24 protein-coding genes and 1 riboswitch are annotated in these 20,368 nt (G+C 62.0%); of the genes, 12 read left to right on the top strand and 12 right to left on the bottom strand.

Annotation, left to right across the window (positions count from 1 at the left end; all coding sequences use genetic code 11):
* Positions 1–7: 7 nt before the first annotated feature.
* Positions 8–343: a PilZ domain-containing protein gene (locus AC0L7I_RS05300; RefSeq protein ID WP_473398501.1), complete on the bottom strand. Its 336-nt coding sequence runs from the start codon at positions 341–343 to the stop codon at positions 8–10.
* A gap of 91 nt (positions 344–434) precedes the next feature.
* On the bottom strand, positions 435–1,427 hold the full coding sequence (locus AC0L7I_RS05295) for an NADPH:quinone oxidoreductase family protein (protein WP_473398500.1): 993 nt from the start codon (positions 1,425–1,427) through the stop codon (positions 435–437).
* 91 nt (positions 1,428–1,518) lie between these two features.
* Here AC0L7I_RS05295 and AC0L7I_RS05290 point away from each other — a divergent pair, with 91 nt between their 5' ends.
* The 4 genes from AC0L7I_RS05290 (at position 1,519) to AC0L7I_RS05275 (ending at position 4,204) form a co-directional block, all read left to right on the top strand.
* A complete protein-coding gene (locus AC0L7I_RS05290) occupies positions 1,519–2,391 on the top strand; it encodes an isoaspartyl peptidase/L-asparaginase family protein (RefSeq protein ID WP_473398499.1) in 873 nt (290 codons plus the stop codon).
* A complete protein-coding gene (locus AC0L7I_RS05285) occupies positions 2,388–2,708 on the top strand; it encodes a hypothetical protein (protein ID WP_473398498.1) in 321 nt (106 codons plus the stop codon). The genes AC0L7I_RS05290 and AC0L7I_RS05285 overlap by 4 nt, the downstream gene beginning before the upstream one ends.
* 1 nt (position 2,709) lies before the next feature.
* Positions 2,710–3,222, top strand: coding sequence for an RNA methyltransferase (locus tag AC0L7I_RS05280; RefSeq protein ID WP_473398497.1), 513 nt, complete (start codon positions 2,710–2,712; stop codon positions 3,220–3,222).
* A 76-nt stretch (positions 3,223–3,298) separates the two neighbouring features.
* Positions 3,299–4,204, top strand: coding sequence for a sulfotransferase domain-containing protein (locus tag AC0L7I_RS05275; RefSeq protein WP_473398496.1), 906 nt, complete (start codon positions 3,299–3,301; stop codon positions 4,202–4,204).
* A 19-nt stretch (positions 4,205–4,223) separates the two neighbouring features.
* Here the strand turns inward: AC0L7I_RS05275 and AC0L7I_RS05270 are convergent, their stop codons facing one another.
* Together AC0L7I_RS05270 and AC0L7I_RS05265 are read right to left on the bottom strand one after the other, a co-directional pair.
* Positions 4,224–4,889, bottom strand: a complete 666-nt coding sequence (locus AC0L7I_RS05270) for a ChrR family anti-sigma-E factor (protein WP_473398495.1) — start codon at positions 4,887–4,889, stop codon at positions 4,224–4,226.
* 30 nt (positions 4,890–4,919) lie between these two features.
* Positions 4,920–5,501: a sigma-70 family RNA polymerase sigma factor gene (locus tag AC0L7I_RS05265; RefSeq protein ID WP_473398494.1), complete on the bottom strand. Its 582-nt coding sequence runs from the start codon at positions 5,499–5,501 to the stop codon at positions 4,920–4,922.
* A gap of 173 nt (positions 5,502–5,674) precedes the next feature.
* Here AC0L7I_RS05265 and AC0L7I_RS05260 point away from each other — a divergent pair, with 173 nt between their 5' ends.
* Positions 5,675–6,190, top strand: coding sequence for an invasion associated locus B family protein (locus AC0L7I_RS05260; protein ID WP_473398493.1), 516 nt, complete (start codon positions 5,675–5,677; stop codon positions 6,188–6,190).
* On the opposite strand, the gene AC0L7I_RS05255 is transcribed toward AC0L7I_RS05260, so the two are convergent.
* Positions 6,187–6,822, bottom strand: coding sequence for a 1-acyl-sn-glycerol-3-phosphate acyltransferase (locus AC0L7I_RS05255; protein WP_473398492.1), 636 nt, complete (start codon positions 6,820–6,822; stop codon positions 6,187–6,189). The two genes, AC0L7I_RS05260 and AC0L7I_RS05255, sit on opposite strands and share 4 nt — an antisense overlap.
* Positions 6,823–6,925: 103 nt before the next feature.
* Here AC0L7I_RS05255 and AC0L7I_RS05250 point away from each other — a divergent pair, with 103 nt between their 5' ends.
* Positions 6,926–7,582 (top strand): DJ-1/PfpI family protein, encoded by a 657-nt coding sequence (locus AC0L7I_RS05250; RefSeq protein ID WP_473398491.1) that lies wholly within the window; start codon positions 6,926–6,928, stop codon positions 7,580–7,582.
* 69 nt (positions 7,583–7,651) lie between these two features.
* Here the strand turns inward: AC0L7I_RS05250 and AC0L7I_RS05245 are convergent, their stop codons facing one another.
* Positions 7,652–8,287: a YiaD family glycine zipper/OmpA-like lipoprotein gene (locus AC0L7I_RS05245; RefSeq protein ID WP_473398490.1), complete on the bottom strand. Its 636-nt coding sequence runs from the start codon at positions 8,285–8,287 to the stop codon at positions 7,652–7,654.
* Between the two features lie 182 nt (positions 8,288–8,469).
* Here AC0L7I_RS05245 and rlmN point away from each other — a divergent pair, with 182 nt between their 5' ends.
* Positions 8,470–9,645, top strand: a complete 1,176-nt coding sequence (gene rlmN, locus AC0L7I_RS05240) for a dual-specificity RNA methyltransferase RlmN (protein WP_473398489.1) — start codon at positions 8,470–8,472, stop codon at positions 9,643–9,645.
* 1 nt (position 9,646) lies between these two features.
* Here rlmN and AC0L7I_RS05235 read toward each other — a convergent pair whose 3' ends face one another.
* The 3 genes from AC0L7I_RS05235 to AC0L7I_RS05225 all read right to left on the bottom strand — a co-directional run bounded on the left by AC0L7I_RS05235 (position 9,647) and on the right by AC0L7I_RS05225 (position 13,951).
* Positions 9,647–11,134, bottom strand: a complete 1,488-nt coding sequence (locus AC0L7I_RS05235; RefSeq protein WP_473398488.1) for a tryptophan halogenase family protein — start codon at positions 11,132–11,134, stop codon at positions 9,647–9,649.
* Between the two features lie 112 nt (positions 11,135–11,246).
* Positions 11,247–11,426, bottom strand: coding sequence for a hypothetical protein (locus AC0L7I_RS05230; RefSeq protein WP_473398487.1), 180 nt, complete (start codon positions 11,424–11,426; stop codon positions 11,247–11,249).
* A 104-nt stretch (positions 11,427–11,530) separates the two neighbouring features.
* Positions 11,531–13,951, bottom strand: a complete 2,421-nt coding sequence (locus AC0L7I_RS05225) for a putative bifunctional diguanylate cyclase/phosphodiesterase (RefSeq protein WP_473398486.1) — start codon at positions 13,949–13,951, stop codon at positions 11,531–11,533.
* A gap of 205 nt (positions 13,952–14,156) precedes the next feature.
* Here AC0L7I_RS05225 and AC0L7I_RS05220 point away from each other — a divergent pair, with 205 nt between their 5' ends.
* From AC0L7I_RS05220 to AC0L7I_RS05210, 3 genes are read left to right on the top strand one after another with little or no spacing between them, the layout of a single operon-like run.
* Positions 14,157–14,930 carry a phosphodiester glycosidase family protein gene (locus AC0L7I_RS05220; protein WP_473399115.1) on the top strand — a complete coding sequence of 258 codons (774 nt, stop codon included), beginning with the start codon at positions 14,157–14,159 and terminating at the stop codon, positions 14,928–14,930.
* 60 nt (positions 14,931–14,990) lie between these two features.
* Positions 14,991–15,371: a hypothetical protein gene (locus tag AC0L7I_RS05215; protein ID WP_473398485.1), complete on the top strand. Its 381-nt coding sequence runs from the start codon at positions 14,991–14,993 to the stop codon at positions 15,369–15,371.
* A 27-nt stretch (positions 15,372–15,398) separates the two neighbouring features.
* On the top strand, positions 15,399–15,755 hold the full coding sequence (locus AC0L7I_RS05210) for an ArsC/Spx/MgsR family protein (protein WP_473398484.1): 357 nt from the start codon (positions 15,399–15,401) through the stop codon (positions 15,753–15,755).
* A 4-nt stretch (positions 15,756–15,759) separates the two neighbouring features.
* Here AC0L7I_RS05210 and AC0L7I_RS05205 read toward each other — a convergent pair whose 3' ends face one another.
* From AC0L7I_RS05205 to AC0L7I_RS05195, 3 genes are all read right to left on the bottom strand, one after another.
* Positions 15,760–16,593, bottom strand: a complete 834-nt coding sequence (locus AC0L7I_RS05205; RefSeq protein ID WP_473398483.1) for a hypothetical protein — start codon at positions 16,591–16,593, stop codon at positions 15,760–15,762.
* Positions 16,594–16,720: 127 nt separating this feature from the next.
* The gene (locus tag AC0L7I_RS05200) at positions 16,721–17,182 is read right to left on the bottom strand and encodes an SRPBCC domain-containing protein (RefSeq protein ID WP_473398482.1); all 462 of its coding nucleotides are present in this window, start codon (positions 17,180–17,182) and stop codon (positions 16,721–16,723) included.
* The gene (locus tag AC0L7I_RS05195; RefSeq protein WP_473398481.1) at positions 17,179–17,535 is read right to left on the bottom strand and encodes an ArsR/SmtB family transcription factor; all 357 of its coding nucleotides are present in this window, start codon (positions 17,533–17,535) and stop codon (positions 17,179–17,181) included. Before AC0L7I_RS05195 ends, AC0L7I_RS05200 begins: the two co-directional genes overlap by 4 nt.
* Positions 17,536–17,642: 107 nt before the next feature.
* Positions 17,643–17,741, top strand: a riboswitch (TPP riboswitch).
* Between AC0L7I_RS05195 and AC0L7I_RS05190 the strand changes: the two genes are divergently transcribed.
* Together AC0L7I_RS05190 and thiC are read left to right on the top strand one after the other, a co-directional pair.
* The gene (locus AC0L7I_RS05190) at positions 17,736–18,122 is read left to right on the top strand and encodes an MmcQ/YjbR family DNA-binding protein (protein WP_473398480.1); all 387 of its coding nucleotides are present in this window, start codon (positions 17,736–17,738) and stop codon (positions 18,120–18,122) included. It overlaps the preceding riboswitch by 6 nt.
* On the top strand, positions 18,119–19,996 hold the full coding sequence (thiC, locus tag AC0L7I_RS05185; protein WP_473398479.1) for a phosphomethylpyrimidine synthase ThiC: 1,878 nt from the start codon (positions 18,119–18,121) through the stop codon (positions 19,994–19,996). The genes AC0L7I_RS05190 and thiC overlap by 4 nt, the downstream gene beginning before the upstream one ends.
* Positions 19,997–20,368 lie beyond the last annotated feature (372 nt).

The following is a 20,368-nucleotide window of genomic DNA, read 5'->3' as shown; positions in this document are numbered from 1 at the left end:
GTTGGCGTCAATTGGCGCGGCGGGCCGGCAGAACGGCGTCGCAGAAGCGCGCGCCCAGATAGTTGCCACGCTGCCAGCGCTTCTCGCAGGCGCGCGTCACCGGCACCCCCGTATTGGAATTGGTGATCACAAGATGAAACCTGTCCGGTACCCGCCAGGCCTCCTGCACTTGCAGCTTCACACCCAGCTCGGACATGTCGCGGATCATCGCATCGAACGAGCTGGACTTCTCGTTGATGACGATGCGGCCCGCCTTGAGCACGCGTTGACGGCGGACGCGCCGCTGCTCTTCACCCGTCGGAGGCCCGGCAAAATCAGCTCTGGATGCAAACTTGTCGGCCATAGGCAAACCAATCCACGCGGCCGCCGGACGATTCCGGCGGGACACGCTTCTTGTCGATGCCGCATGGTTAACAGATCGCGAAAGCGACTGCCTACATCGTCACCACGACCTTGCCCATCGCCTTGCGATCCATCAGCTCGCGGATCGCGTCTGCGGCCTTGTCGATCGGGTAGGAACTCGAGACGTGCGGGCGGATCTTGCCCTCGGCATACAGCTTGAACATGTCGGCGCAATTGGCGGCATGGCCTTTCGGGTTTCGTGCCACGGCAGCGCCCCAGAAAACGCCGCGAATGTCGCAGCTTTTCAGCAGGGTCAGGTTCAGCGGGATTTTCGGGATACCGGCCGGGAAGCCGATCACGAGATAGCGCCCCTCCCAGTTCATCGCGCGAACGCTTGGCTCGGCATAGTCGCCGCCGACCGCATCATAGATGATGTCCACGCCGCCGCCACCGGCTTCCTTGATGTCTTCGGAGAGTTGTTTCTGCTGGGCCCGGTCCAGGCTGCCCGTCGGATAGATCAGGCCCTTGTCAGCGCCCTTGGACAGGCAGAAATCCACCTTTTCCTGTGTTGAGCAGGCCGCGATGACCGTGAGGCCCATCGCCTTGCCCAGCTCGACGGCAGCAATGCCGACGCCGCCAGCTGCGCCAAGCACAAGCAGGGTCTCGCCCGGTTTCGGATCGCCCCGGTCCTTCAGGGCATAATAGCTCGTGCCATAGGTCAGGATGAACGCCGAGGCCTCGTCGAAGGGCATGGTGTCCGGAATTTTCATCACGCCGTGCGCGGCGGCCACCGCATATTCGGCCATGCCGCCACTGCCGGTCGATCCCAGCACCCGGTCACCCGGTTTCACATGGGTCACGCCCTCGCCGACGGCCTTGACGATGCCAGCCACTTCGCCGCCCGGGCTGAACGGCCGTGGCGGCTTGAACTGGTAGAGATCCTGGATCATCAGCACGTCGGGAAAGTTCACCCCGCAGGCCTTCACCTCGATCAGGACCTGATTCTTGCCGGCTTCCGGCATGGCGACATCCTCGACCACGAGTGTTTCCGGCCCGCCCACTTCTTTTGACAGCACAGCTTTCATGTTCCGGCTTTCCTTACCTTGTTGTTTCTTCTGCCAGAAGGTAGCGGTGTGGCTGGCATAATCCAAGTGTGACGTAAGGGAGATCGGCAGAATGGCGAGCAAATGGGCCCTCGTCCTGCACGGCGGCGCCGGGCCAATCTTCGGCCAGGACTATTCGGCGCAGGAAAAACACATCGCAAGCCTCCTGAAGGATGGCGGCAAGCGGCTCGCCAATGGTGACGCGGCCCTTGATGTGGTCGAATCCCTGGTCGCAGCGATGGAGGCATCCGGCCTCTACCTTGCCGGCAAGGGCGCCGCCCCGAACACGGCGGACGAATATGAACTCGATGCCGCAATCATGGATGGTCGCACGCGCAATGCCGGGGCTGTCGGGGCCATTCAAGGCGTGCGCAGCCCGATTGCGGCCGCCCGGCTTGTCATGGAACGCACCCCCAATGTCTTCCTCGTGGGCGCAGGCGCCAAACGCCTGACCGATGCGGCCGGTCTTGCCACAATCGACGACCCGGATGCCTATTATGAGCCGATCGACGAGCGCACCCGCCAGGTCGGGGCGCCGGATGTCGGCACGGTCGGCGCCGTCGCCCTCGACCTTTATGGTGATATGTCCGCCGCGACCTCGACCGCCGGGATCATGAACAAGACGCCGGGCCGCGTCGGCGACACGCCGGTGATCGGCGCCGGCACCTGGGCCGATGAACGTTGCGCCATTTCCTGCACCGGGCTCGGCGAATATTTCATCCGCGCCAATGCCGCCGCTGACGTTTCCGCCCGCATCCGCTATGGCGGGTCCGGTCTCGAGCCTGCCGTTCAGGGCGCTCTGAACGACGTCAAACGCCTCGGCGGCGAAGGCGGCATGATCGCCGTCTCGGCCAATGGCGACATGACCGCCTTGTTCAATTCAGGCGGCATGAAGCGCGGCATGACCGATTCCGATGGCCGGTTCGAGGTCGCGACGTTCCTGTGACACCGCTGTTCTGGATATTGCTGGGGCTCGGCCTCTTCGCCTTCGTTCTGGCTGTGCAGATGCGGATGATCATTTCGGTCGCCCTGCGCCGCGCGCTTGCGGCCAGGTTCGGCGGCCTGCCGACTGACACGGCCTATCGCCTCGCCGTGGTCGACGCGGCCGCGCCCACACCTGTCAGCGAAGCCGCCCTGCACCTCGCCCAAACCTATCCCAATCCCCTCTCGCACCTGCGCCTCGCCCGGCGCACCTGCCTCATCGCGCCGCTCTTCATCCTGCTTGTCCTCGCAGCGGGGCGGCTCGTTCTCGGAGTAGTCTGACATGCGTGGATATTTCTCGATCGGTTCGGAACGCATTTCGAAGCCGATGAACCTCGGGGCCCTGATGCGCACGGCCAATGCCTTCGGAGCCAGTTACGTCTTCTCGATCGATGCAGACCACCGCCTGCGAGACGCCTATCAGGCCGACACATCGAAGTCCGCCGGACAGATCCCGTATTACCAATGGGAAACGATCGACGAGATGCAGATGCCAAGGGGCTGCCAACTGGTCGGGATCGAACTTACTGACGACGCAGTCATGCTGCCGACCTTCCGCCACCCGCCCCAGGCCGCCTACATTCTCGGCCCGGAAAAGGGAAACCTGTCAGACGAGACTCTCGCGCGTTGCGCCCATGTCGTGAAAATCCCCACCAAGTTCTGCATCAATGTCAGCCTGGCCGGGGCGCTCGTGATGTATGACCGCCACCTATCGATGGGCGGCTATGCGCCACGACCGATCATGCCCGGCGGCGTTGGCGGGGATGGAAAGCCTGCCGACCACGGGCGGGGCTGAATCTCAAGTTACAGGACAAGTCGCCACACTTCTGATACCGTTCCGGCCCGAAACCTATTCGGGGGGGGGCAGTCCAATGCCTAACGAGATCACTTGGCCGGTGAAGGCACGTGAGCTTCACAGTCATCATTTCGATTCAACCATCTGGAACGATTTCAAGTTCCGCGATGACGACATCGTCATATCAACCTATGGCAAGGCCGGCACGAGCTGGACCCAGCAGATGATTGCCCAGATGATGTTCGGCGGCGACCCGGAACTGGCGGTTGCCGAAATGTCGCCCTGGCTCGACCTGCGCGTGCCTCCCAAGCAGGTGAAACTTCCGGAAGTCGAAGCCCAGACCCATCGCCGGTTCATGAAGACCCACCTGCCTGTCGATGCGCTCGTCTTCTCGCCGAAGGCCAAATATATCTATATCGGCCGCGATGGCCGGGATGTTGTCTGGAGCCTCTACAATCATCACGCCAATGCCAATGACCTCTGGTATGATGCGCTGAACAACACGCCGGGCCGCGTCGGCCCGCCGATCGACCGGCCACCCGAAGACATCCACCAGTACTGGCGGGACTGGATGGACAAGGACGGTTTCCCATTCTGGTCGTACTGGGAGAATGTTCGTAGCTGGTGGGCGATCCGTGACCTGCCGAATGTCATGATGATCCACTTCGCCGACCTGAAACGCGACATGCCGGGCGAAATGCGCAAGATTGCCGCCTTTCTCGATATCGAAATCGACGAGACGCGCTGGGACACGATTGTGGAATATTGCTCATTCGACTGGATGAAGGCGAATGCCACAAAGAGCGTTCCCCTCGGCGGCGCCTTCTGGGATGCGGGCGCCGAAGTCTTCATCAACAAGGGCGTCAATGGACGCTGGAAAGATACGCTGACGGCCGACGACAATGCCCGGTACGAAGCCATGGCGAGATCGGAACTCGGCAACGCCTGTGCGCGATGGCTGGAGACCGGACAGCTGGCCTGACGGGGTTCCGGCGCGCCGGTTACCGTCCGAGCAGGCGCTGGACCACGCCTAGGACGCCGGTCAGGCGAATGGCCCCGCTGCGAACAATCAGGGCGAAGCAGACCTCCCCTGAATCGCCAACCGGCCTGTGGGTATCTTCAGGTCCTTTCACCGCCAGGTCGCCCGGACCAAAACTGCCCGACGCGTCTGAGTACCCGCCAGTGACGATCAGGGTGAATTCCTGTCCGCCGTGCGTATGGCGCGGAATGGCAGCGTCAGGCTGGATACGATAGAGCTCCACCTCCATCTGGCTGCCGACATCCAGGGAAATACGGCGAATGCCGGGCGCCGCCCTGCTCCACTCCGCACGGCCCCCGGAGACGTCGATTGCTTGCCGCAACGGTGCGGGTAGCCGGTCCATCTCATCGTCCTCGTCCGGCGCAGTCACGGGTTCCGCTGCGGCGGATGCCTCCAGCATATCTATTTGTGCCATCGCACTTTCCAATGCGCCGGCGCGCATCGGCACCGGACCCGTCATTTCAAGAAAGGCGCCTGACAGGGCCTCGCTCTGCGCCACAGCGTCTCGTGAATCGGCGCGCAACGCGCCTTGTGTTTCGACAAGCAAGGCAAGGCCTGCATCAAGCGTGCCCGCCGCATAGGCGCTGTAGAGTTCGCTGAACGGGAAGTCATCATTCCGACGGGTCATGCGGCAGCTCCAGATGATGGCGCGAGGGTGTTATTCAGTGTCATCAAGGCCTCCCCGAAGGCGGGCCAGCGCCAGCCGTATGCGGCTTTTTACCGTTCCGAGCGGAAGGCCATGGGACCGGGCGATTTCCGAATGCGAGAGGCCGTCATAGAAGGCTGCCTGCAACAGCACCAGCTGTTCATCGGGCAGCACAGCGAGCTGGGCGCGCACCCGCTCTTCCATCTGCATCCGGGACACGGCACTGTCGGGTTGCTCGGCTTCGGCCGGGCGCAGCATCGGGTCGTCCGGCTCCAGCGGCGGCTTCGACGTGCGCCTCTGGACATCGATCCGGCGGTTTCGGGCAACCCGGAAGATCCAGGTCGACACAGATGCCTGCGTGCGGTCATACATTCCGGCCTTGCGCCAGACCGTCATCATCACGTCCTGCGTCAGTTCTTCCGCCTCTGACTCAGCAGCTCCCAGACGCAACATGTAGGCTTTCAGGCGCGGGGCGAAAAACGCGAACAGTTCAGCGAAGGCCTCACGCGATTTTTTTGCCGCGATACGCTCCATGCAGTCAGCGTGGCGTTCACGCTGCGCCACATCAGCTGTGCGGGAAATCGTTGCGCTCAAGTCTGGTCCCCTCGGCCCATCCGGCAAACACTATCCGTTGTGGATTGTCAGGGCGCAACCACACGGTCTGCGATTCCGCTTGAATGCGATCGCTGCAATACCGTCGTAGTTTGGCCTTAACTCTGATGGCATAAGAACGAGCCTGAAGCTGCCACGGGGATTACGTAAGAACTATGCGATATCAAATGCTGCGCCACAATCGATTCGCCGCACTGGCCGCACTGGCTGCCATCACGATCCCGTGTGCCTACGCCGAACCCACGGCCATAGGGCGCTATAATGACTGGTCGGTCTTCACCGATTCCAGCGGCGGCGAAACGGTTTGCTATGCGGCAACCACCGCAACCGACAAGGCCCCACGTTCGGCCAATCATGGCGAAGTCTGGTACTATGTTACCAGTTGGAAGTCGGGGCGCGCGCGCAACCAGCCGAGCCTGAAGGTTGGCTTCGACTTGCGCGAGGACATGGCTGCGAAAGCCAGTATTGGCCGCTCGTCCTGGACGCTGTTCTCGGTCGGGCCGGAAGCCTTTGCCGATGATTCCGATGACCGGCGCATTGTCGACGCCCTCAAGAAGGGCTCCGAACTCCGCGTCGAAGCCGTCTCCTCACGCAACACGCAGGTTGCCTATCACTTCTCCCTGAAGGGATCGGCCGCCGCCATCGACAAGGCTGCCGCCATCTGCCGCTAGTCGAGCGCGGGCATGCCGAACTGGCCGGGCCTGCGCCCTTCGGCCGTTGCATAAGGCGCCAGTATTTTCGGAAGGTCAGCAGCATAGTTGCCACTTGTTTCCAGTGGCCCGGCGAGGCGGACCGTACGCTTGCCATAGTCGAGCACAGACATCAGCAACGGCACCCCGGCCGAATGCGCAATATGGTAATAGCCGCTCTTCCAGTCTGTATTGCGTGATCGGGTGCCTTCCGGCGCGACGGCCAGGAACAGGCTGTCTGCGGCATCAAATGCGACCCGCATCTGTGACACGACATCATTCGATGTCGACCGCTCCACCGGCACGCAGCCACTGCGCTTCACCAGCCAGCCCAATGGCCCTTTGGTCAGGGATTTCTTGCCCATATAGCTGAGCTTCACCCGGTACCAGCCTGCGACGGCCAGCATGTCGAACCCGTCCCAGTTGGACGTATGCGGCGCGGCGACGATGACCATTTTCTTGTTCGGCGGCCAGTCATCGAGCAGGCGCCAGCCGCCCAGCCACAGGTAAAACCCGCACAGTACATGCACGATCTCAGACCCGATCCCGCGATAGGGCGCCGGGCGGCCAAACCGCGTCGCACCAGGATTCGAGAGAGGCTCCGGATTCGGCATCGCGACACGTTCCACACTTAGGCGCCGATTGGCCAGAGCCAATGTGGCTCCGTCTGCTTTTATCGTCTAAGCAGGATGCTGTGCCCGCACGGAGGCTTGGCCCATGAATATCGGTTTCGTCCTGTTCCCGAATGTCACCCAGCTCGATTTTACCGGGCCACTGCAGGTCCTGCACCGTATGCCCGGCGCCACCACGCACATCCTGTCAAAGACGCTGGACCCCGTTCCCAGCGACTGCGGCCTGTCGCTGGTGCCAACCGGCACATTTGCCAGGGCACCCGCCCTCGACATGATCGTCGTGCCCGGCGGTTTCGGCGTGGTCGAGGCGATTGGCGACGCCGAGACACTGGATTTCGTCCGTTCGGCCGGCACCGCCGCCACCTATGTCACCTCCGTCTGCACCGGCGCCTTCCTGCTCGGCGCAGCCGGCCTGCTCGACGGCAGGAAGGCGACCACGCACTGGGCATACACGTCGCTCCTGCCGCTGGTGGGGGCCACATACGCGCCCGGTCGCTGGGTTCAGGACGGCACCACCTATACAGGCGGCGGCGTGACGGCTGGCATCGACTTCGCGTTCGGCATCATGGCCGATGTCTGCGGCCGGCAGGTCGCCGAGGCGATCCAGCTCGCCTTGGAGTACGATCCCGCACCGCCGACCAATACCGGCCATCCCTCCCGCGCCAGTGACAAGTTGATGGCCATGATGGCCACGCGCTATGGCGATCCGGTAGAGGCCATGCGCGCTGCCGTTGCCGGCTAGGCGCAAAAGAAAACGCCCGCCAGCACGAGACTGACGGGCGTCATAATGTCAGCCTTTTCAGGCCCCCGATCAGCTTTCGGTGATCGGTGTCAGGATGATCTCGACACGGCGGTTGGCGCGGCGGCCAGCTTCGGTCGAGTTGTCGGCGATCGGCTGGGTTTCACCCATGCCATAGGCCTGCAGGCGAACCGGTGTGACGCCTTGGTTGATCAGGTACGTCTTGACCGAATTCGCACGGCGCTCGGACAGGGCCTGGTTGTAGGCGTCGTCACCGTCAGAGCTGGCATGGCCGATAATGTCCACGGCGGTCGACGGATAGTTGACCAGCGTCGTCGAGACATCGTTCAGCGACGCGTAGAAACCGGGAAGAATTTCGGCGCTGTTGACGTTGAACGTCACGTTCGACGGCATGGTTAGGGCAATCTGGTCGCCATTACGAGCGACTTCGATGCCTGTTCCAGCCGTGGCGGCGCGCAGCTCGCGCTCCTGCTTGTCCATGTAGGCCCCGGCGGACGCACCCGCGATCGCACCGACGGCTGCGCCGATGGCTGCGTTGCGGCCGTCGTCGCCACCTGCCAGCGTACCAAGGCCGGCACCGGCGATGGCGCCTGCGGCGGTGCCGATCATGACGCGGTTGCTGGGGCCTGTTTCACAGGCTGCGGGGATCATGGCAAGCGCGACAGCGCCAAGAATGAGATATCTCATGGAGGTCCTCCGGATTGTGGGCGTCATTTCTCAGTCAGCCCCGTTGATAGCGTTGATTACGCGTAAGCGGGGCTTTCGGATAAACGTGTGGCGAATTGATGGCCGCCTCATTCACGTCGCGTTCACGATGCCCTGCCCTCGGCGGTTCCTGCACCGAGCACCCCATGCTATAGCGCATTTTCATGGCCACCACACTTGATCTTTCGCAACGCCCCAGCCCGCAACACGGACCCAGATCCCTGGCCGGCATGCCCCTGCCTGCGCTCAAGGCAGAGCTGGAAGCCATGGGGCTCGACCCGAAAAAGGCCTCGATGCGCGCGAAACAGATCTCGCGCTGGAGCCAGTATTTCGGCGCCACCGGCTTTGGTGACATGACCGATATCGGCAAGGATTTGCGGGCGCAGCTGGCCGAGCGCTATACGCTGGACCGCCCGGCAATCGCCGACCACCAGGTCTCCAGCGACGGCACCCAGAAATGGCTTGCCCGTTTCGCGCCCGGCGTCGAAGGCGAAAGCGTCTACATTCCCGGCGTCGGTATGAATGGCGGCGCGCTTTGCGTGTCCTCTCAGGTCGGTTGCACGCTCAATTGCACCTTTTGCCATACCGGCACACAGGCCCTTGTGCGCAATCTCACCGCACAGGAAATCACCGCCCAGGTGATGATCGCCCGCGACGCGCTCGGCGAGTGGCCGTCTTCCATCGAAGACCGGAAGCTGACCAATATCGTCTTCATGGGCATGGGAGAGCCGCTCTACAATCTCGACAATGTCGCGGCTGCCATCGACATGATTTCCGACGGCGACGGCATCTCCATCGGCCGGCGCCGTATAACTGTCTCCACGGCCGGCGTCGCCCCGAAGCTCCAGGAACTGGGCGAGCGCACCAATGCCATGCTGGCCATCTCGCTTCACGCCACCAATGACGACCTGCGCAACGAACTCGTGCCGATCAATCGGAAGTACGACCTGAAAACCCTGTTCGAGGCGATCCGCGCCTATCCGGGCAGCGGCAACTCGCGCCGGGTGACGTTCGAATACGTCATGCTGAAAGGCATCAACGACACCCCGTCAGAGGCGCACAACCTGGTCCGCCTGCTGAAGGGCGTGCCGGCCAAGATCAACCTGATCCCGTTCAATCCGTGGCCAGGCAGCCCGTATGAATGTTCCGACTGGGAGACGATCGAAGCCTTCGCCGAAATCGTCAACCGGGCCGGCTATGCCAGCCCCATCCGCACGCCGCGCGGCCGCGATATCGCTGCTGCTTGCGGCCAGCTGCGTTCGGAAAGCGTCAAGAAATCGGCTGCCGAAAAGCGCCGCGAAGCGCTTGCAGCAGACGCCCAGGTCGGCGCGGTCGACTAGTTCAGGCCCGCGCGGCCGCTCGCTGGACCAGTTCCAGGATCGCCTCATGCTTTGGCAGTTCGCTCCGGCTCTTGGCAACAATCGGGCTCATGTCCGGCACTTGGACCGGTCTTGAAACCGGGCCATCTACATATTTCATGCCGTGCAGGATGAATTCATAGCTATCCTGCGCAAACAGCCTGTCCGCCCCCGGAAAGTCGAACTGGGTTGGCGAGCGCCGCCTCCATAATTCCAGTCGATCACGCAAATCGTCAACGACGGCTTCATCAGCCGTTGCCGCCCGCCAGAACGGCGTGTCCCGGCGCTTCGAGGTCACATAGTGAAGATTGAGGAAGCCCAGTATCTCGTCATAGAGCTCGTCAATGATGCGGTTGTAGTATCGCGCGGTCGTCTGCGGCGCGACGCTGAAATCCTCCAACATGGTGGCAATGGCAAGCCCCGCGAATTCGATCAGGTATAGGCCGGAAGATTCCAGCGGCTCCAGGAAACCGTCCGACAGGCCGACCGCAACGCAATTGCCCTTCCAGCTGACCTGCCGCTTGCCGCTCGTGAAGCGGATGTGGCGTGCGTCGAGCTTGTCGCTGTGCTCGCCTTCGTAACGACGCAGCGCCGCCTCGGCGGCATCTTCGCTGAGAAAGGCGCTGGAATAGACGTAACCAATGCCGCGCCGGTTCTGAAGGTTGATGTCCCATTGCCAGCCGGCGTCTCGTGCCGTGGCCAGCGTATAGGTCAGGATTTGCTCGGGCTTGTACACGTCATACGGCACACGCATCGTCACGGCACGGTCACACAGGAGGTGTTTGGCAAAGGACTTCATTTGCACACCCAGCGCCTGCCCCAGCAGCGCCGACCGGAAACCGGTGCAATCGACATAAAGGTCGGCCGTCAACGCCTCCCCCTGGTCTGTGTGAACCGCCGAAGTCAATCCTTCCGGTGAGACTGTCACATCGGTGACATTGCAAAGCTTGTGCTGGATACCCCGGTCACGCCCGAATTCGGCGAGCCGGTTGGCGAGCTTGATGGCATCAAGGTGATACGCATAGGGAAAGCTTGCCTGGTATTGCGGGTGGCGCGGCGACTTCGGCGAGATGTTGTGCTCGGCCAGTTGCGTCAGCGCGGAAAAACTATGATCGAAAGGCAGCTTGTTCTGCGCTGTCCAGCGGCTGGCCGCCCCATCTGTCTGGGGCCGCCGCCGCCGGTCGAACGGGTGGTCATAGGTTTCGCCCAGGTTCCAGTCCTTGAACCGGATCAGCGTCTTGAAGGTCGCCTCGGCCGAAATCAGGACGTCCTGCTCCGGCAATCCGATATCGTTCAATGTGCGCCGGATTGACGGCACTGTTGCCTCGCCAACGCCAATGGAGGGAATGTCGGGCGACTCGACCAGCGTGATCTGCGTCTTGCGGCCCGCCCGCTGGCAATGCGCATTGAGCAGGTTGGCCGTAATCCAGCCCGCGCTTCCGCCGCCCACTACCACAATTGACTGAACCATGCCCAACCCTTGAAATGCCGCTTTCCTGTCTGTTTTGACAGGATCATTGATGGGGTCAATTGCAGGCCGCAAAGCCACACCCTGACACGATGTCTGCCTGCCATGGGCCGCGCTAGCGCAGCTTCGAAATCTTCAGCTTGTCGATCTTGGCGCGCGTCTGGATCGATTCTTCCGTGCGTGTCATCGCCTTGCTGATCGCCTTCAGGCTCATGCCCTTGCCTGCCAGAAGGTGCAGCTTCTGGATCTCGTCGGTCGTCCATGCCTGTCGGTGGCGTTGGAATTTCTCTGCCATGCGCGTGTCCTTGCCGTGTCCGCCAATTCAGCGGTCTTGAAGCGTCAGACTAACCCATGACAGGCCGCTTCGCGATGCCTTGTCTGCCGATAGCCGGGCCCCGGCTAAACGACCCGCCGCAAGGCCCCATCGCGACCGGCCGGAACCGGCTCGGCCGAGGATGTGTCTTCGGCAGCCCGTTCACGCCTTTTCAGGATTCCATCTACAACAAGGTCGTCAGGCCGCTTTGGCCGGCTGAACAGGTAACCCTGCAGTTCCGAGCATCCCTCAGCCTTGAGCGCGTCGGCCTGCACGGCTGTTTCCACGCCCTCTGCCGTCGTGCGCATGCCCAGGCTGTGTGCCAGGCCGACCACGGACCGGACGATGGCAGCACACTCCTCGCTCGATTCCATTTTCTGCACGAACGACTTGTCGATCTTGATCTTGTCGAACGGAAACATTCGCAGAAGGCTCAGCGAGGAATACCCCGTTCCGAAATCGTCGAGCGAGATCGTGACGCCCAGATTGTGCAGAGCGTTCAGCATGCTGAGGCTCTCTTCGGTGTCGTCAAACAGCGCCGTCTCGGTGATTTCGAAATCGACACGCTTTGGATCGATGCCGGTCTGTGCCAGCGCATGGGTCACGGTTGTCACCAACGACCTGTTCCTGACCTGCAGCGGCGAAAGATTTATCGAGATCCTGACTTTTTCATCCCATGTCGCGGCTTCGCGAAGCGCTTCGCGGATAATCCAGTCGCCCACAGTCGTGATCATCCCGGCCTGCTCAAGGATCGGCACGAACAGGTCGGGGCCGACTGAACCTCGCTTTGGATGATTCCACCGGATGAGCGTTTCGAACGACCCGAACCGGCCCGACTTGGCATGCACGATCGGCTGGAAGTTCAGGCTGAACTCATTGTTGGCAAGCGCATGACGCAAGTCGGTTTCCAATGCGATGCGCTCGCCGGCATCGTCATTCAGGTCTGACTCGAAGAAACAGACCGTGTCACGTCCCGCCGCTTTCGATGCCAGCAACGCCAGGTCGGCAAATTTGAGCAACTCGGCGGATTGTACGGAATGTTCCGGACACATGGCGATACCCAGGCTCACGCTCGACTGGGCATGCGCGCCATCAATATCGACAGGTTCAGACAGCACTTGCTGGATCGTGACGGCCAGCGACATGGCTTCGCCGCGCCCTGAAATGTCCTGCTGCAGGACGACAAATTCATCGCCGCCAAAACGGGCGACCACGTCATTCGGGCCCACCAGTTGGCGCAACCGTTCTGCCGTTGCCTTGAGATAGGCGTCACCGGCCGTGTGGCCATAGACGTCATTGATCGTCTTGAATCGATCAACATCGAGGGCATGGATAGCGAATTGCGAACCCGATTCCATCGATCCGCTTACGGCAGTCTTGAGCGATTCCAGCAGCATCTCCCGCTTGGGCACGCCTGTCAGGGTGTCGTAATGTGCAAGATCGTGAATCTGCTTTTCAGCCCGGCGCTTCTCGGTGATGTCAGAGGCGACGCCCCGATAGCCTTCAAACACCCCTTGGTCATTAAGCACGGGCTTGGCAGACACGCTCCACCAGAACGTGCCCGCTGGCAGCAATACAGGCAGGATAAGATTGTTGAATTCACCATTGACGGCCAGCGCTGCGTTCAGGCGGCCCAGGTCTTCCCGGCCCTCAAGGTTCGTGGCGTCAAAAAAGTTCGTGATGTGCTGCTGGTCGAGATCGGCCACCGAGATGCCGCACCGTTTGGAGAAGACTTCGGACGGATTGAGCAGGCGATGCGCCGCGTCCAGTTCCCATAGGCTGTCTGAAGCCGCCTGTTCGAACTCGTTGAGCAGCAGGCTGATCAAGCTGGCTTTTTTCTTGAGAAGGCCAGCCTGTTCTTTCAGTTCGACCTGCTGCAGCCAGGCTGCGACATAGTTGCCATAGTTCCAGAAAATTGCCCGTACGGACACCAATGTAAAACAGGCGGTGAGCGAAAGCAGGGCGATCTGCTCGCTGCTAGGGGCGGATCTGAGCAGGCCGATCAATAACCCGCTGGCCATGGCCAGCACGAATCCGACGGCGGCCGCTGGCAGGGTAGACAGCATGTAGGCAGCGCCCGTCATCATGCCCGCGCTGACGCAAAGGATGACTGCGACATCGTACCCGCTTCCGTTCGGCAGGAACAGGAGCGGGCACAAGGCCCATGCCCAGCCAACCAGTGCCGATTCGACGATCGGGCGATACAGCGCCTGCACGGGACTTGGCCGGGCGGGCCTCTTGAACCGCACTACGCGCAGGCTGGCGCGCATGCCGAACAGCGCCGTAGCCACCATGACGGCAGACCATATTACCAATTCCCGAGAAGGCGCGTGGAAGGACAGGTAAGTGACGAGAATCGCTGCATTCACCGTGCTGGCGACAATCCCGAAAGGTAACAGCGCCTTATATGTGTGGATTTGCATGCCGCGAATATAGTCGGCATGTTCGGGCGTCATACGGGAACGGCCCGATCCCATTTCCAGGATAGTCGCAATATTCAAGTTCACGGCATTTACTCCACAAATGCACAACCTGCCGACCATCCTGGACTCGAGCAGAACGATAATAGATACTGGCTGGAATAAAAAATTCGTTTAAACAGAAGGCAAATACGGCCCGATACTGCTAAAATATTCTGGAAGCTACGATATGCAGCCCTCGGCTGCTGCCTGTCTGGTATTCGCCACGAAGCCTCTCTAGACTCGATCAATGATGCTCCCGCGCGCCGTCTCTTCTTCAATTGCTGCCCTCGCGGTGGCCTTCGCCACGGCCTGTTCGCCGCCGCCCGCGCACGCCTGCAATCCGGTCAGTTTCGACGGGGCGCCCTACACGGTGTGCAGGTTCGCCGTGGCCAGCGCCGACATTCGCCTCTTCCTCAACGGCCCGGATGGCGTCCCCTATGGCCAGTTCGACCGTCTCGCCGAACAGCTCGAATCGGACGGCAAGACGCTCGCCTTCGCCATGAATGGCGGCATGTACCATGACGACCGTCGCGCCGTCGGCCTGTTTGTCGAGGAAGGCAACCAGGTCGCTCCGCTGGTCAGGTCCGCCGGTCCCGGCAATTTCGGCATGTTGCCCAATGGTGTATTCTGGATCGAGGGGCCTGTAGCAGGCATTGCAGAAACCAGCATTTACGACGCCCGCTTTCCCGCCGCACCACCGCGCTTTGCCACGCAGTCCGGCCCGATGCTGGTGCTCGACGGCAAACTCCATCCGGACTTCAACGAGAATGGACCCAGCCGCAAGCGGCGCAACGGCGTCGGCCTCAGCGCCGACGGCCGGCATGTCTATTTCGCGATCAGCGACGCGCCGGTAAATTTCCACAGTTTCGCCCGCCTGTTCCGCGACCGTCTCGGCACGCCGAACGCGCTCTATCTCGATGGCGTCGTCTCGCGTCTCTACGCGGCAGACCTCCAGCGCGACGAGGCCGGGCTCGACATGGGCCCCATCGTTGCGGTCGTGGAATCGCGCACCGAAGCGCCCTGACACATTTCGGCCTCGCCCCGGTCTTATGGTACATCAAACACCGGCACGGGAGCACGAACCATGATCGCTGACACGGTATGCGTTATCTTCGGAATCTATGCCCTGGCCGCCGGGCTCGGCATGGTGATCGAACCGGGCCGCGCAACCCGCGTGCTCGACGAGTTCGATACCAGCCCGGCGCTCGTCTATGTCACCGGCGCCTTCATGTTCTTTCTCGGCGCCGCCGTGCTTGCCCTCGTCGACGATTTCGCCACGGTCACGCGCGGCATCACCACCCTGCTCGCTGCCAGCATGATCGTGGAGAGCCTGCTGATGCTGGCCTGGCCGAAACCGATCTTCGCACTCGCCCGCTGGATGGTGCCCGAAGACGACCATGTACGCGGCTTCGGCCTTGTCACCATGGCCTTCGGTCTGGTCATCGCGGTGCTGGGCATCGTATAGGGCCCTGAAACCGTTTCAGGAGCGCCCATGCCCAACGCCCCCCTCACCCTCTACGGCCTGAAGAATTGCGACACATGCAAGAAGGCCATGACCGCCCTCACGGCGTCAGGCCGCAAGGTCGCCTTTGTCGATATCCGCGCCGAAGCCGACCTGCCCGCGCTTGTCCCCGCCTGGCTGAAAGCCGTCGGCGCAGAGAAACTGGTCAACCGCCGTTCGACGACATGGCGCGGCCTCACGCCCGCACAGCAGGCCACCGCCCTCGGCGACGGCGCTGCCGCCCTGCTGATTGAAAATCCCACGCTGGTCAAACGCCCCGTCATCGATACGGGCGCAGAAACCATTGTCGGCTGGGACAAGGCGGCCCAGCAGGCGCTCGGCGCCTGACGGCTCAGCGCCGACGGCGCGGGTTCTTGTAGAGGTCGTCTTCGCGGTGATCGAGTTCCGGCTTCAGCCGGCCGCCATGCACCTTTTCTGTCAGCTGGCGGACATGGCGCCGCGCCGCCCCATTGAACTTCAGCATGGCGCAGAACAGCTGCAGCACGGCTTCCAGCCTGGCATTGGCATGCGCGCTGTCCAGCGTCACTTTCCACGCCCCGCCCAAATTGATGATGCGGCTGTCGAGCTGGCCGATCTTGCGGCCCTTCTGGTCATACAGAGTGTAGTCCGAACCAATGCAGACAATGTTCCGGCGCAGCTTGTAAAAGCGCGGCCCGTTCTTCGTCTGCAGGAAGAAGGAATATTTCTCGGGGAAGAGCGGCCAGTGATGGGCCGAGCGTTCGAGCTGGATCAGCTGGTCGTGCCGCGCCAGGTTGATCGAATAGGCCGGCACGGGCAGGCCGCCCGCGCCCAGTGACAGCTGCATCGAGCGCCCGATCAGCATCTCTATCGTGCCGCGCCAGTGCAGGTCTTCGGAGAACAGCTTGATCACCAGCCGCCGTTTGAAATCCTTGTTCCGCTTCCACATCTCCTGGCGATAGGCGATCAGCGCCTCGCGCTTCCCGTTCACGACCGTCTGGCCGTAAATCTCCATGTCCTTGGTGAACTGGTCGGACGCCGCCTCGTTCTGGGTGCGTTTCATGATGCCGATTTCGGCCGTATTCAAATCGGTGGCCCAGAAATCCACCTTGAACTTGCGGGTCTTCACGGGCGCTTTCGTGCGCGGCGTCAGTTCATCCGCCACAAGGGGAACATGCAGCGGCGCATGCGCAGATCCATCAGCCATGATCGTCGCCTCCTTCCGTAACGGAATCAGATGCGGCCCTTGATGGTCATCAGGTGTCAGGATTTGGTTAACCGGACTGCGTCCGGTGTTAACCTGTGCGCAGTCCCGATGCATGACAGCGTGGGTCTCAGTCCTGTTTCATCATGGCTTCGAGACGCAACAGGGCGCTCTCCCAGCCTTCCTGCACACCGTCCAGCAAGTCCGCACCGTCCAGCGCCGCTGTTTGCAGGGTCAGCACGAGCCGCGTTCCCTGCCCCTCCGGCATGAACTCCGCGGAGACCAGGCAGGCGCCTTCGAGCGCCTCCATGGATGCAATGATCTCGGTATAGACGATCCGCCTGTCTGCCACGATGTCGTGATAACGACCGCGCACCACAGCGATGGCCTGTTCACCCATCATGCACGTGCTGACATCTTCTCCGCCGACAGAGAAATCTGCAGCGTCAATACGCAGGTCGATTTCATCGGATGGCGACCCCCATATCCGGCGCTTTTCCGGATCAGCCCAGGCATCGAACACCCGTGCCGGGCCGGCCGGGTAGGCCTTTTCTATGGTCACTGTGCCGTGGCGGATCGTGTCATGGCTCATGTCGGGTTTCCTTCTGTGTCAGTCGCGTCAAGATAGTCGCCCAGCCGGTCAAGCCGCGCCGCCCATGCCTGCTGGTAGCGGGTAATCCATGCATCCAGCTCGGCCAGCCGCGCGGTTTCCAGCCGGCACCGCCGCACGCGGCCTTCCTTGCGGGTTGTCACGAGGCCAGCCGATTCCAGCACGCGAACATGTTGCAGGAAGCTCGGCAGCGCCATGTCATAGGGTTCGGCCAGTTCGGCGACACTCGCCTCGCCTAGGCTCAGTTGCGCGATCACGCCGCGCCGCGTGGCATCGGCCAGCGCATGGAAGCCACGATCAAGGGCGATTGGGTCAGGCGAAGGATACTTAGGCATACGCCTATCTATTGGGCCCGGCCCGCCCTGTCAATACACTTAGGTAATTGCCTTAGTGTTGTCCGCATGCATGCCACTTTCTTTTGGCCTCCAAACCGCCTATTCTTTGTCCATCCGAGGGGTGTCCGGCATGGTGCCGGGCTGAGAGTTACCCTTTGAACCTGATCCGGCTCATACCGGCGCGAGGGACGGAGAATAGAATGACGCTCGACGCGTTCACGGCCTTCTGCACCTCCCTCCCCCACGCGACCTATGTCTGCCAGTGGGGCGGCTCCCATGTCTGGAAGATTGGCGGCAAGGTCTTCGTCATTGCCAGCGCTGAGGACGGCCAGCTGACCGACGCCTCGTTCAAGGTCACGACCATCGCGTTCGACATCCTGAAAGACCAGCCCGGCTGCCGGGGCGCGCCCTACATGGCCTCGCGCGGCATGAAATGGATCCAGCGCACCAGCGACGCCTCCATGTCCGACGCAGACCTCCTCACCTATATCCGCGACAGCTACCGCCTGGTCGCCGCGGGCCTCACCAAGAAACTGCAAAAAGAGCTGGGCCTTGTCCCCGCCCTGCCCAAAGGATTCCCCCAATGAACAAGCCCGCCGACCAGTCCCAGTTCGAGACCCCGAAAGTCACCACAGGCGCCCTCCCCGCCAGCCGCAAGGTCTATACCCATCCGCCGCAGGCGCCCGACATCGCCGTGCCCCATCGCGAGATCGACCTGCACCCGAGCGCCAATGAGCCGCCCGTGCCGGTCTACGACACGTCCGGCCCCTATACAGACCCGTCGGTCACCATCGACGTCGAAAAAGGCCTCGCCCGCGACCGCCGCGACTGGGTGCTCGCCCGCGGCGGCGTCGAGGAATACGAGGGCCGCCATGTCCGGCCGGAAGACAATGGCGGCGCGGCGGGCAAGCATCTCGCCCGCGAATTCCCCGTCCGCCACCGCCCCCTGCGCGGCCTGCCCGGCCATCCCGTCACGCAATACGAATTCGCCAAGGCCGGCGTCATCACCAAGGAAATGGTCTATGTCGCCACGCGCGAGAACATGGGCCGCGCCAGGGCCCATGAAGACGCCGCCGCCACCATTGCCGACGGCCAGTCCTTCGGCGCCCATATCCCGGAATTCATCACGCCGGAATTCGTCCGTGACGAGATCGCCGCCGGGCGCGCCATCATCCCGTCCAACATCAACCATGCCGAGCTCGAGCCGCAGATCATCGGCCGCAACTTCCTCGTCAAGATCAACGCAAACATCGGCAACTCCGCCGTCACCTCATCCGTGGAGGAAGAAGTCGACAAGATGGTCTGGGCGATCCGCTGGGGCGCCGACAATGTCATGGACCTCTCGACGGGCCGCAACATCCACAACACGCGCGAATGGATCCTGCGCAATTCCCCCGTCCCCATCGGCACCGTGCCGATCTACCAGGCGCTGGAAAAGGTGAACGGCGTCGCCGAAGACCTGACATGGGAAATCTACCGCGACACGCTGATCGAACAGGCGGAGCAAGGCGTCGACTATTTCACCATCCATGCCGGCGTCCGTCTCGCCTACATCCACCTCACCGCCAATCGCGTCACCGGCATTGTCAGCCGCGGCGGCTCGATCATGGCGAAATGGATGCTCGCCCACCACACGGAAAGCTTCCTCTACACCCATTTCGAGGAGATCTGCGACATCATGCGCACGTATGACGTCTCCTTCTCCCTCGGCGACGGCCTGCGCCCCGGCGCCGGGGCAGACGCCAATGACGCCGCCCAGTTCGCCGAACTCGAAACCCTCGGCGAGCTGACCAAGGTGGCCTGGGCCAAAGGCTGCCAGGTCATGATCGAAGGGCCCGGCCACGTGCCGATGCACAAGATCAAGATCAACATGGACAAGCAGCTGCGAGAATGCGGCGAGGCGCCCTTCTACACGCTCGGCCCCCTCACGACAGACATCGCCCCCGGCTATGACCATATCACCTCCGGCATCGGCGCCGCGATGATCGGCTGGTTCGGCACGGCCATGCTCTGCTATGTGACGCCCAAGGAGCATCTCGGCCTGCCAGACCGCGACGACGTCAAGGTCGGCGTCATCACCTACAAGCTCGCCGCCCATGCGGCCGACCTCGCCAAGGGCCACCCGACCGCCCATTTGCGCGACGATGCCGTCTCCCGCGCCCGCTTCGATTTCCGCTGGGAAGACCAGTTCAACCTCGCGCTGGACCCCGAAACCGCGCGCGACTTCCACGACCAGACCCTGCCGAAAGACGCCCACAAGGTCGCCCATTTCTGCTCCATGTGCGGCCCGAAATTCTGCTCCATGAAGATCACCGCGGAAGTGCGCGAATACGCGGCCGGCATGTCAGACAACGAGAAAGCCGACATGGAAAAACAAGCCGCCGCCGCCCGCGCAGGCATGGCGGAGAAGAGCAAGGAATTCATGGACAAGGGCGGGGAGATTTATGTGGGGGACAAGTAAAGTTGTCACTAGCTGATGTAAACTGGGTGGAGCCGATGATCTCGGCAGCATTCTCTGGGGGAGCAATCTTATTGCTCTTTCTGATTCGGGGTGTCTTGGAATTGAGAGTTTGGCCGCGGATCGTGATGCTATTGTCTCCAATATCGACGCAAGGTATCGAATTCAAAAAGCATCCCAGACTCGAGGGAAGTTGGAACCACGAGTACAAAACTGATCGGGGCGCGGGAAGTCAGCCAGAAATCACGAACTTCTCGAAGCGCATGTATCGCTTCTCTGACTATGTTTACTCCGCATTCGAAGCTGACGGCGCGAGCTACTACATCATAGGAAAAATCGAAGACGGATACATTACCGGTGACTGGAGAGCGCAAC

Source organism: Hyphomonas sp. J20-32, assembly GCF_055808555.1.
This window is presented reverse-complemented; position numbering and strand designations above follow the sequence as displayed.

Excerpts from the sequence above, each read along its gene's own strand:
- AC0L7I_RS05190 (WP_473398480.1), top strand. The coding sequence starts at position 17,736 with ATGACGCTCGACGCGTTCACGGCCTTCTGCACCTCCCTCCCCCACGCG.
- AC0L7I_RS05280 (WP_473398497.1), top strand. The coding sequence starts at position 2,710 with ATGCGTGGATATTTCTCGATCGGTTCGGAACGCATTTCGAAGCCGATG.
- AC0L7I_RS05275 (WP_473398496.1), top strand. The coding sequence starts at position 3,299 with ATGCCTAACGAGATCACTTGGCCGGTGAAGGCACGTGAGCTTCACAGT.
- thiC (WP_473398479.1), top strand. The coding sequence starts at position 18,119 with ATGAACAAGCCCGCCGACCAGTCCCAGTTCGAGACCCCGAAAGTCACC.
- AC0L7I_RS05260 (WP_473398493.1), top strand. The coding sequence starts at position 5,675 with ATGCGATATCAAATGCTGCGCCACAATCGATTCGCCGCACTGGCCGCA.
- AC0L7I_RS05200 (WP_473398482.1), bottom strand. The coding sequence starts at position 17,182 with ATGAGCCATGACACGATCCGCCACGGCACAGTGACCATAGAAAAGGCC.
- AC0L7I_RS05195 (WP_473398481.1), bottom strand. The coding sequence starts at position 17,535 with ATGCCTAAGTATCCTTCGCCTGACCCAATCGCCCTTGATCGTGGCTTC.
- AC0L7I_RS05230 (WP_473398487.1), bottom strand. The coding sequence starts at position 11,426 with ATGGCAGAGAAATTCCAACGCCACCGACAGGCATGGACGACCGACGAG.
- AC0L7I_RS05205 (WP_473398483.1), bottom strand. The coding sequence starts at position 16,593 with ATGGCTGATGGATCTGCGCATGCGCCGCTGCATGTTCCCCTTGTGGCG.
- AC0L7I_RS05300 (WP_473398501.1), bottom strand. The coding sequence starts at position 343 with ATGGCCGACAAGTTTGCATCCAGAGCTGATTTTGCCGGGCCTCCGACG.
- AC0L7I_RS05255 (WP_473398492.1), bottom strand. The coding sequence starts at position 6,822 with ATGCCGAATCCGGAGCCTCTCTCGAATCCTGGTGCGACGCGGTTTGGC.
- AC0L7I_RS05235 (WP_473398488.1), bottom strand. The coding sequence starts at position 11,134 with ATGGTTCAGTCAATTGTGGTAGTGGGCGGCGGAAGCGCGGGCTGGATT.
- AC0L7I_RS05270 (WP_473398495.1), bottom strand. The coding sequence starts at position 4,889 with ATGACCCGTCGGAATGATGACTTCCCGTTCAGCGAACTCTACAGCGCC.
- AC0L7I_RS05220 (WP_473399115.1), top strand. The coding sequence starts at position 14,157 with ATGCTCCCGCGCGCCGTCTCTTCTTCAATTGCTGCCCTCGCGGTGGCC.
- AC0L7I_RS05210 (WP_473398484.1), top strand. The coding sequence starts at position 15,399 with ATGCCCAACGCCCCCCTCACCCTCTACGGCCTGAAGAATTGCGACACA.
- AC0L7I_RS05290 (WP_473398499.1), top strand. The coding sequence starts at position 1,519 with ATGGCGAGCAAATGGGCCCTCGTCCTGCACGGCGGCGCCGGGCCAATC.
- AC0L7I_RS05245 (WP_473398490.1), bottom strand. The coding sequence starts at position 8,287 with ATGAGATATCTCATTCTTGGCGCTGTCGCGCTTGCCATGATCCCCGCA.
- AC0L7I_RS05250 (WP_473398491.1), top strand. The coding sequence starts at position 6,926 with ATGAATATCGGTTTCGTCCTGTTCCCGAATGTCACCCAGCTCGATTTT.
- AC0L7I_RS05295 (WP_473398500.1), bottom strand. The coding sequence starts at position 1,427 with ATGAAAGCTGTGCTGTCAAAAGAAGTGGGCGGGCCGGAAACACTCGTG.
- rlmN (WP_473398489.1), top strand. The coding sequence starts at position 8,470 with ATGGCCACCACACTTGATCTTTCGCAACGCCCCAGCCCGCAACACGGA.
- AC0L7I_RS05215 (WP_473398485.1), top strand. The coding sequence starts at position 14,991 with ATGATCGCTGACACGGTATGCGTTATCTTCGGAATCTATGCCCTGGCC.